This window comes from Streptosporangiales bacterium (assembly GCA_009379955.1).
GTDB lineage: Bacteria > Actinomycetota > Actinomycetes > Streptosporangiales > WHST01 > WHST01.
Window position 1 is genome coordinate 44,575 of the sequence record WHST01000035.1, and the last position, 8,712, is coordinate 53,286.

At 75.1% G+C, this 8,712-nt stretch carries 4 protein-coding genes; all 4 read left to right on the forward strand.

Annotation, left to right across the window (positions count from 1 at the left end):
• Nucleotides 1-287: 287 nt before the first annotated feature.
• Complete coding sequence (locus GEV10_12945) at nt 288-3,011, forward strand: protein kinase (protein ID MQA79363.1); 2,724 nt, start codon at nt 288-290, stop codon at nt 3,009-3,011.
• On the forward strand, nt 3,005-4,780 hold the full coding sequence (locus GEV10_12950) for a prolyl oligopeptidase family serine peptidase (protein MQA79364.1): 1,776 nt from the start codon (nt 3,005-3,007) through the stop codon (nt 4,778-4,780). Before GEV10_12945 ends, GEV10_12950 begins: the two co-directional genes overlap by 7 nt.
• Before the next feature lie 75 nt (nt 4,781-4,855).
• The gene (locus GEV10_12955) at nt 4,856-6,838 is read left to right on the forward strand and encodes an ATP-binding cassette domain-containing protein (protein ID MQA79365.1); all 1,983 of its coding nucleotides are present in this window, start codon (nt 4,856-4,858) and stop codon (nt 6,836-6,838) included.
• Between the two features lie 11 nt (nt 6,839-6,849).
• Nucleotides 6,850-8,712: ATP-binding cassette domain-containing protein (locus tag GEV10_12960; GenBank protein ID MQA79366.1), on the forward strand; the 1,863-nt coding region annotated here is incomplete at its 3' end.

Below are 8,712 nucleotides of genomic sequence, written 5' to 3' on the forward strand. Positions count from 1 at the left end.
TTCTGTAGTCAATTCGACTACGTAAAGTAGTTTGATCACGGATCCATATGTTTGTGGCGTTGAGGATGCGCGCGCGAGTGTGAACGCGTAGAGTCACGTCCTGTGCACGCACCGCGAACACTGGTTCCACACCAGGGATCAGCCGGGGCGTCGCACGTGCCCTCGTCGCAGTCGCCTCTACGGCGCACGCGAACTCTGTAGCACCACCGCTCCCCCGATCGCTGCGCCATGCCGCGGTCGGGTCGCCACGCCCGGCACGGGCCGTACGTCGGGAAGGGAGGACCGGGTTGGGATCCGTCCGCGACATCGCCGCGGCCGTCCGTCCGGAGCTCGCCTCGTACACCAGGGAGCTGCTCGCCACGGACGGCGACGCCTGGCACCTGGAGTCCCACGAGGTCTGGTGCACCGCGATCCCGCGGCACCGCGCGCTCGCGCCCCAGGGGTGGAAGATCCACGTCTCGGCGACGCCCGCGTCGGTCCACGAGGTGCTCGACGGTGCGGTGCCGGTGCTGCGCCGGCATGCGGTGGCGTTCAAGGTCGCGCGTGACCTCGACGCGGTCCGCTGGCTGACCGGTCGCGACTGCGACCGCGCGCTCGCGGGCAAGGTGCTCACCGTCTATCCCGCCGACGACGCCGCCTTCGTCGCGGTCGCGACCGACCTCCACGACGCCGTCGGCGCGCTGCCGGGACCCCGGATCCTCTCCGACCGCCCCTACGCACCCGGCAGCTCGATCCACTACCGGTACGGCGGCTTCCGCGGCGACGGGCAGCTCGACGACGACGGCGTCTACCGCCACCTGCTGACCGCGCCGGACGGCAGCACCACGATCGACCGGCGCGAGGCCTGGTTCTCCGCGCCGTCCTGGGCGCCAGATCCTTTGCTAGCACAGCCGTTGCTAACACAGCCTTTGCTAGCACAGCCGTTGCAGGCAACCGCGTCACCGGCACAGTCGGACGCCGGCGCGGCCGTGCTCCTCGGCGACCGGTACGTCGTTCGCGGCGCCCTGCGACACTCCGCGAAGGGCGGCGTCTACCTGGCCCGCGACGAGCGCACCGGCGCCGACGTCGTGGTCAAGCACGCCAGGACCCACGCCGAGGTCGACAGCGCGGGACACGACGCGCGCGACCTGTTGCGCAACGAGGCGCGCGCCCTCGAGGCGCTCGCCGGCGTCGCTCCGGTGCCGCGCTCGCTCGGTCTCTTCGAGCAGGACGGCGACGTCTTCCTCGCCCAGGAACGCCTGGCCGGACGTCCGCTGCGGTCCTGGGTGCACGAGCTCGCCGCCGCGCGTCCCGGCGTCCCACAGGTGTCCGCCTGGCCGGTCGCCCGCGCCCTGACCGCCGCGGTCGCGGCAGTCCACGGTGCGGGCCTCGTGCTGCGCGACCTCAGTCCGACCAACGTTCTCGTCGACGACGACGGCACCGTCCACCTCGTCGACCTCGAGCTCGCCACCCCGGTCGGCGGCGTCGCGCGCCGCTCGGGCACGCCCGCCTACCAGGCGCCGGAGCACCACACCGGCGACGACCGCGTCACGGCGACGGTGGCCGAGGACCTCTACAGCCTCGGCTGCCTGCTGTTCCTGATCGCCACCGGCTGCGACCCGCTGCTGCCCGCCGACGACGGCGCCGGCCGGCGTCCGCTCGGCGACCGGCTGGCCGGCTGGCTCGACCTCGTCGCCGCGCACGGCGACTCCGCGGCAGCCGCCCGGCCGGCGATCCGCGGCCTCCTCGCCGCCGACCCGGCGTGCCGCTGGTCACTCGCCGACGTCGAGTCGTTCCTCGCCGCCCAGCCCGATCAGGTGGCGCCCGCCGTCCCGGTCACGGCTGCCGGCGTCACCCCGCCCGACCCCGCCCGGCTGCTGTCCGACGGCCTCGCGTACCTCCTCGACACGATGACCCCGGAACGCACGCGCCTGTGGCCGACCGGGTCGTTCGGCGGCCAGACCGACGCCGGCAACGTCCAGCACGGCGCGGCCGGCGTGCTCGTCACGCTCGCCGCCGCGATGCCGCACGCGACCGACGCGGCGACGACCCGCGCCGTCGCCACCGCCGCGTCGTGGCTCACCCGCCAGGTGCCGCCACGGCCTCCGCGCCATCCGCTGCCCGGCCTGTACTTCGGTCGCGCCGGCGTCGCGTGGGCGCTCGCCGACGCGGGCAGCGCACTCGGCGACGACGCGCTCGTCGACGCCGCCGTGCACCGCCTCCTGCGGCTGCCCGCGGCCTGGCCCAACCCCGACGTCGCGCACGGTCTCGCCGGCGCGTGCCTCGCCCACGTCCACCTCGCGCGCCGCACCGGCGACGAGCGTCTCGCCCGGCGGGCCGACGCCTACGCCGACGCGCTGGCGGCCGCGGCCGACGAGGACGAGCTCGGCCCGTACTGGCGCATCCCCGCGGACTCCGACTCGGTGCTGGCCGGCAAGGTCCACCACGGGTTCGCGCACGGCGCCGCCGGCATCGGCTACGCCCTGCTGGCCAACGGCCGCGACGCCGACGTCCGGCTCGCCGTCCGCACCGGCGACGCCCTGTGCCGCGCGGCGCAGGTCGACGGCGACGGCGCCGCCTGGTGGCCGGTCGGACAGCGGGAACCCACCCGGTTGCCGCACTGGTGCAGCGGCTCCTCGGGCATCGGCACCTTCCTGCTGCGCCTGTACGCGAGCACCGGCGAGCGACGCTTCGCCGACCACGCGATCGCCGCGGCCACCGCCGTGCACCGCTCGCGCTGGCAGTCGTCCCCCGCCGCCTGTCACGGGCTCGCGGGTGACGGCCAGTTCCTGCTCGACGCGGCCGACGTCCTCGTCGACCCGACCTACCACGCCCTGGCCGCCGACCTCGCCACCTGTCTCGCCGCACGGCACTGCGTCCGCGACGGCCGCGTGCTCGTGCCGGACGAGGGCGGCAGGGACGTCGTCGCCGACCACCAGGTCGGCGTCGCCGGCGTGGTCGCGTTCCTGACCCGCCTGCTGCACGGCGGTCCGCGGCCGTTCATGGTCGACGGGGAGGCCCGCCCGTGCTGACCAGGACGAGCTTCCGCTTCTCGCCCGCGGGCACGCGCGCCGCCTGCCTGGTCGCACGCGAGCCGGGCGAGTGGCGGGTCGAGTCGTGGTCGCTCGATCCCGTCGAGCCGGCGTTCACCAGCACCGAGCTCGCCGTCCGCGGACCCGCGAGCCAGGTGCTGCCACTCGACGGCGGCGCCGTCCTGTGCTGCCAGCCGGCGCCGAACGACGAGCGCCGTCACGAGATCACCCTCGTCCGGCCGGACGGCTCCGCGCGACGGATCGCCGCGCACCGCGCACTCGGCCTGCGGCTGCTCGACCACCCCCACGCCGGCGCCCTCGCGGTCGCCGTGAGCACCGACGGCGAGGCCGAGCTGTCGTCGAGCGTCTGGCTCGTGCGCGACGACGCACCCGCGCTCACCCACGCACTCACCGTCCCCGGCCTGCTCGCGGGCGGGAGCTGGCTCGACCATGGCGCGACGCGACTGGCGTTCACGCAGGCGCGCCTGGGACACCTCACCACCCTCGTCGCCGACCTGTCCTCCGCATCGGTCGCGCCGCTCTGGCCGGATCTCTCCGGCGTACGGCTGCTGCTCGCCTCGCCAGGCGGTCGTCTGCTGCTCGCCGCCGACGACGAGCAGGCGATCGGCTGGGCGACCGAGGAGGGCGAGCTCCGCTGGTCGGCCGCGCTCGACGGCCGTCGTGCCGCACTCCCGCTCGCGGTCGACGTCTCGGGCACGCGGGTCGCCGTCCGCGTCGAGGATGGCGCACGCTCCGGGATCGCCGTGTACACGCCGCACGACGACGCACTCGCCGACCTGTCACTGCCCGCCGGCACCGTCGGCGGCACCGCGTCGTGGCGCGCCGACTCGGTGCGCTTCCCGTTCGCGCCGCCCGGGCACCCCGCCGGCATCGCCGAGGTGCGCGTCGGCGACTCCCGGACGTTCCGCATGCCTGGCGCGTCCGCCGCGACCGACCGCCTCGCACCGCGCGTGGAGAGCTTCACCGGGCCCGACGGCGCCGTCGAGGCGATCGTCCACGGCGACTGGCGGCACGCTCCGGCCGTCGTCGTCGCCTTGCACGGCGGTCCCGAGGCCTGCTGGCGGATCGACGGCGACCCGTTCCTCGCCTCGCTCGCGGCCGACGGCGCCGCGGTCGTCGCGGTGAACCCCCGCGGCAGCCGCGGCTACCCCGGTGCCGGCGAGGCCGTCCGCGACGCGTGGGGCGGACCCGACCTCCGCGACGTCCTCACCGTCGCCACGGCGCTGACCGGCAGGCGCGGCAGGCCCGTGCGCCTCTTCGGCGCGAGCTACGGCGCGTTCCTCGCGCTGCTCGCGCTCGCGACCCGGCCGGAGCTGTGGGAGCGCGCCGCGGTCGTCGCGCCGTTCCTGTCCGGCGAACGGCTCTTCGCCGACGCGGGACCCCGCGTGCGCGCGCTGCTCGACCGGCTCGGCGGGCGGACGGTCTACACCGACGACCTCGGTCCGCGCGACGTCCTGCTGCTCGCCGACCGCATCGCCACGCCGCTGCTCCTGATGCACGGCACGGACGACGACGTGATCCCGGTGCACCACTCCCGCGAGCTGCACGCGCGGCTGCGCGAGCGCGGCGCCGACGTCACGTACCTCGAGCTCACCGACTCCGGCCACGACCCGCTCGCGGGTCCCCGTGCCGGAGCCGCCGCCGAGCGGCTGCGCGGCTTCCTCACCGAGGGAGTGCCGAGCGCCCCGGCCGTCGACCGCCACCACGGTCCGCGTGGTGGTACGCACCTAGCACTCGGAAGGAGGTGAACCAATGAAGGAGCTCACGTTGGATGTAGCGGCGCTCGAGCGCCTGCCCGAGGTGGAGTCCGTCGAGCTCGGCGGATGCCACGGTTGCGGGCTGGCGACCTGTGTCGTCAGCTGCCTGAGCACGGGCGGCGTCCACGTCGGAGTCGGTATCGGTATCGGCGTCGACCTCTGACGAGCAGTACCAGCACAAGCGCTACCGCAGTAAAGGGGTCGGCCGCGCCAGAAGGCGCGGCCGACGGAGGGACGTGGTGCGAGGGCGGTCACGACCGCTCTCGCACCCGTCCGTTACCTCAAAGTGTGCGCCTGGAGAAGCCCAAGCTGATGGCCACGACCCCCGTCACGTCGACGAATGGCACGGACAGGTTGCTGCTCGTCACGTTGCGTGCCCAACCCGGCTGGCTGGCGGTCACCGTCCTCGCCGGCCTGGTCTCGGCCGGTGGCCAGCTGCTCCTCCCGTACGCGATGGGCGGAGCGCTCGACGCCGCGCTCGCGGGCGGTGCGGGACTCGCCGGTGGCGTCGCCCTGCTCGGCGTGGTGATCGTCACCGTGACGGCCGGCGACGTCCTGGCCCAGATCGCCGGCACCGCGGGCGTGGCCGGCACGACGGCGTGGATCCGCCGCCGGGTGCTCGCGAACCTGCTCGGCCTCGGCCTCCCCGGCCGCAACGTCTACCCGCCGGGCGACGCCGTCACCCGCCTCACCGCGGGCTCGGCGCTGGCCGGCCGGGTCGTCCCCCTCGTCCTCTCGGCGGTCACCACGGCCGCGACCGCGCTCGCGGCGCTCGTCCTGCTCGGCCTGCTCGACTGGACGCTGCCGATCACGCTCGTCGCCGGCCTGCTGGTCGGCGTCCTGCTGCTGCGCCCGTTCACCCGGCAGGCGACGACGGCGTTCGAGGAGTACCAGACGGCGCAGGGCGACATCGCCAGCCGCCTCGTCGACGCGCTCGGCGGGCTCCGGACGATCCGCGCCTCGGGCACCGCCGACCGCGAGGTCGACCGGGTACTCGGCCCGCTGCCGACCCTGCGCGACTCGGGGCTGCGCACCTGGACGCTCCAGCGGCGGCTCGCGTGGACGTTCGGGCTGCTGATCCGCGTCCTGCAGGTGGCGGTGCTCGCCGCTGCCGGCTGGGCCGTGAGCCAGGGCCGGCTGACGCCCGGCGAGCTGATCACGGCGGTCGGGTACTCGACCATCGCCCTGCAGGCCGTCGAGCAGATCGACCTGTTCGTCGAGCTCGTCCAGGTGCGGGCGGGCGCGACCCGCGTGCGACCGCTCATGCACCGGCCACATACCGTCGCGCCGGAGGTGCGCCTGCCCGACGGCGGCGGGGAGATCGAGCTGCGCGACGTCACTGTGCGCCTCGACGACCGCGTCGTCCTCGACGACTGCGACCTGCACGTCCCCGCCGGGTCGACGACCGCCGTCGTCGGTCGAAGCGGCTCGGGCAAGTCGGTCCTCGTCGGCCTGCTCGGACGCCTCGTCGAGCCGACAGCGGGCGAGGTGCTCGTCGACGGCTGCCCGGTCTCGGCCGTCGCGGACACCGACCTCAGGCAGGCCGTGGCGTACGCGTTCGAGCGTCCGGTGCTCGTCGGCGAGACCGTCGGCGAGGCGATCGGCTACGGGCTCCCCCGGGCGGCCGCCAGGTTCGACCACACCACGGTGACGACCGCCGCGCGCACCGCGCTCGCCGACCGCGTCGTGCGCCGGCTCCCGCTCGCGTACGACAACCCGTTGCGCGACACCCCGATGTCGGGTGGCGAACGCCAGCGGGTGGGGCTGGCCCGCGCGGTCGCAGCGCGGCCGCGCATCCTCGTCCTCGACGACGCGACGTCGAGCCTCGACACCGCGACCGAGGTCGAGCTCCAGGCCAACCTCGTCCGGGCGCTACCCGAGCGCACCCGCGTCGTCGTGACCCACCGCGCGCGGACGGCCGCGCACGCCGACCAGGTCGCGTGGCTCGACGACGGGCGGGTCCGCGCGGTCGGCACCCACGCCGAGCTGTGGCGCGACCGCGCGTACCGCGCGCTGTTCACCGGCGACGAGCCAGGGGCGGCGCCGTGATCGTCGCGGGGATGCGGCTCCTGCTGCAGGGACTGCGCGGTCAGCGGGCGTCGCTCGCCTGGCTGGTGTTCTGGTCCCTGGTCGAGGCGGTCCCCGCGCTGCTGACGGGCAAGTTCCTCGCCCTCGCGCTCGACGACGGGTTCCTCGTCGGCCGGCCCGTCACCGGCGTCACCTGGCTCGGTGCGCTGCTCGCCACGATGGCCGTCGCCGCGGTCGGGACGGCGATGGTCTACCCGCGGCTCGCGGCCGTGGTCGAGCCGCTGCGCGACGCACTGGTCAGGCAGGTCGTCGACGCGAGCCTGCACACCGACGGCCACGAGGCCAACCCCGCGGCCGTCTCGCGACTGACCGGGCAGGTCGAGACGACACGTCGCCTGGTCTCGGCGCTGCTGCGTACGGCACGGCAGTTCGGCCTCGCCCTGGTCGCGACCATCATCGGTGTCACCGTGCTCGCGCCCGCGCTGCTCCTGGTCGTGGCGCCGCCGCTCGTCGTCTCGCTCGCCATCTTCGTGGTCATGCTGCCGCGCCTGGTCGACCGGCACCGCGACGTCGTCCTCGCCGACGAGGCGGTGGCGCGCGACACCACGAACGTCCTGCAGGGCCTGCGCGACGTGCTCGCGTGCCAGGCGTCGCGACGGGCCCGTACGGACGTCGGGGCGTCCATCGACCGGCAGGCGTCGGCGAGCCGCGCGCTCGCGCGGACGTCGTCCATGCGCATCATCGTGGTCGCCGTCGGCGTCCAGCTGCCCCTCGTCGCACTCATCGCGTCCGGACCGTTCCTCGTCCGCAACGGCTGGGTGACGCCGGGCGGCCTCGTCGCCGCCGCGGGCTACCTCACCGTGACCCTGGCGCCCGCCATGCAGGCGCTCGTCCAGGTCGCGGGCGCGTGGGGGCTGCAGCTCGCGGTCGTGCTCGCACGCCTCGCCGAGACCGTGCGGCGTCCCGACCTCGCGCCCGACGTCCGTGCCACCACCGTCGGCCGGGGCCACCGCTCGCCCTCCAGCCACACCATCGTGGCGCGCGGGCTGACGTTCGCGTACGGACCCGACGCCGAGCCGCTCATCGCCGGGCTCGACCTGACGATCCGCGGCGAGGAGCACCTCGCCGTCGTCGGGCCGAGCGGCATCGGCAAGTCCACGCTCGCGGACCTGTTGTCCGGGCTGCTGCCGCCGCAGGAGGGCACCGTCCACCTCGGTGGCGTCGACCTCACGGCCTGGGACCCCGCGGCGCTGCGGCACACCGTCGCGCTGATCCCGCAGGAGGCGTACGTCTTCCGCGGCACGCTGCGCGAGAACGTCGCCTACCTCGCTCCCGACGTCCCCGACTGGCGGCTCGGCCAGATCGCCGACGAGCTCGGCGCCGACGGGCTGGTGCGCCGCATCGGCGGCTGGGACGCCCTGACCCGACCGGCCGACCTCGGCACCGGCGAGCGCCAGCTCGTCGCACTCGTCCGCGCGTACGCGAGCCACGCCGCCGTCGTGGTGCTGGACGAGGCGACCTGCCACCTCGACCCGGCCGCCGAGGAGCGCGTGGAACGCGCCTTCGCCCGCCGGCCGGGCACGCTGATCGTGATCGCGCACCGGATCAGCTCCGCGATGCGCGCCGACCGCATCCTCGTCCTCGACGGCGACGCCGTGCAGTCCGGCAGCCACGACGACCTGCTCACCAGATCCCCGCTCTACAAGGAACTGGTCGGCTACTGGGGCGCCCCGGCGGAGACCCCGACCCCTCCCCTGCTGATCACGTTAACCTCGATTGTTCACGTGGGGTGGTGGTGTGGCCGTGGTGGGGTGTTGTGGGGTGTGGTTGAGGTGTTTGCGGGGTGGGGGGTAGGGCGGTGGCCCGGTTGTCGCCTGGGGTGGGCGCCGGTTCCA

Bases quoted from the DNA above. Each gene is read 5' to 3' on its own strand.
- GEV10_12955 (MQA79365.1), top strand. From the start codon at position 4,856: ATGCCACGGTTGCGGGCTGGCGACCTGTGTCGTCAGCTGCCTGAGCAC.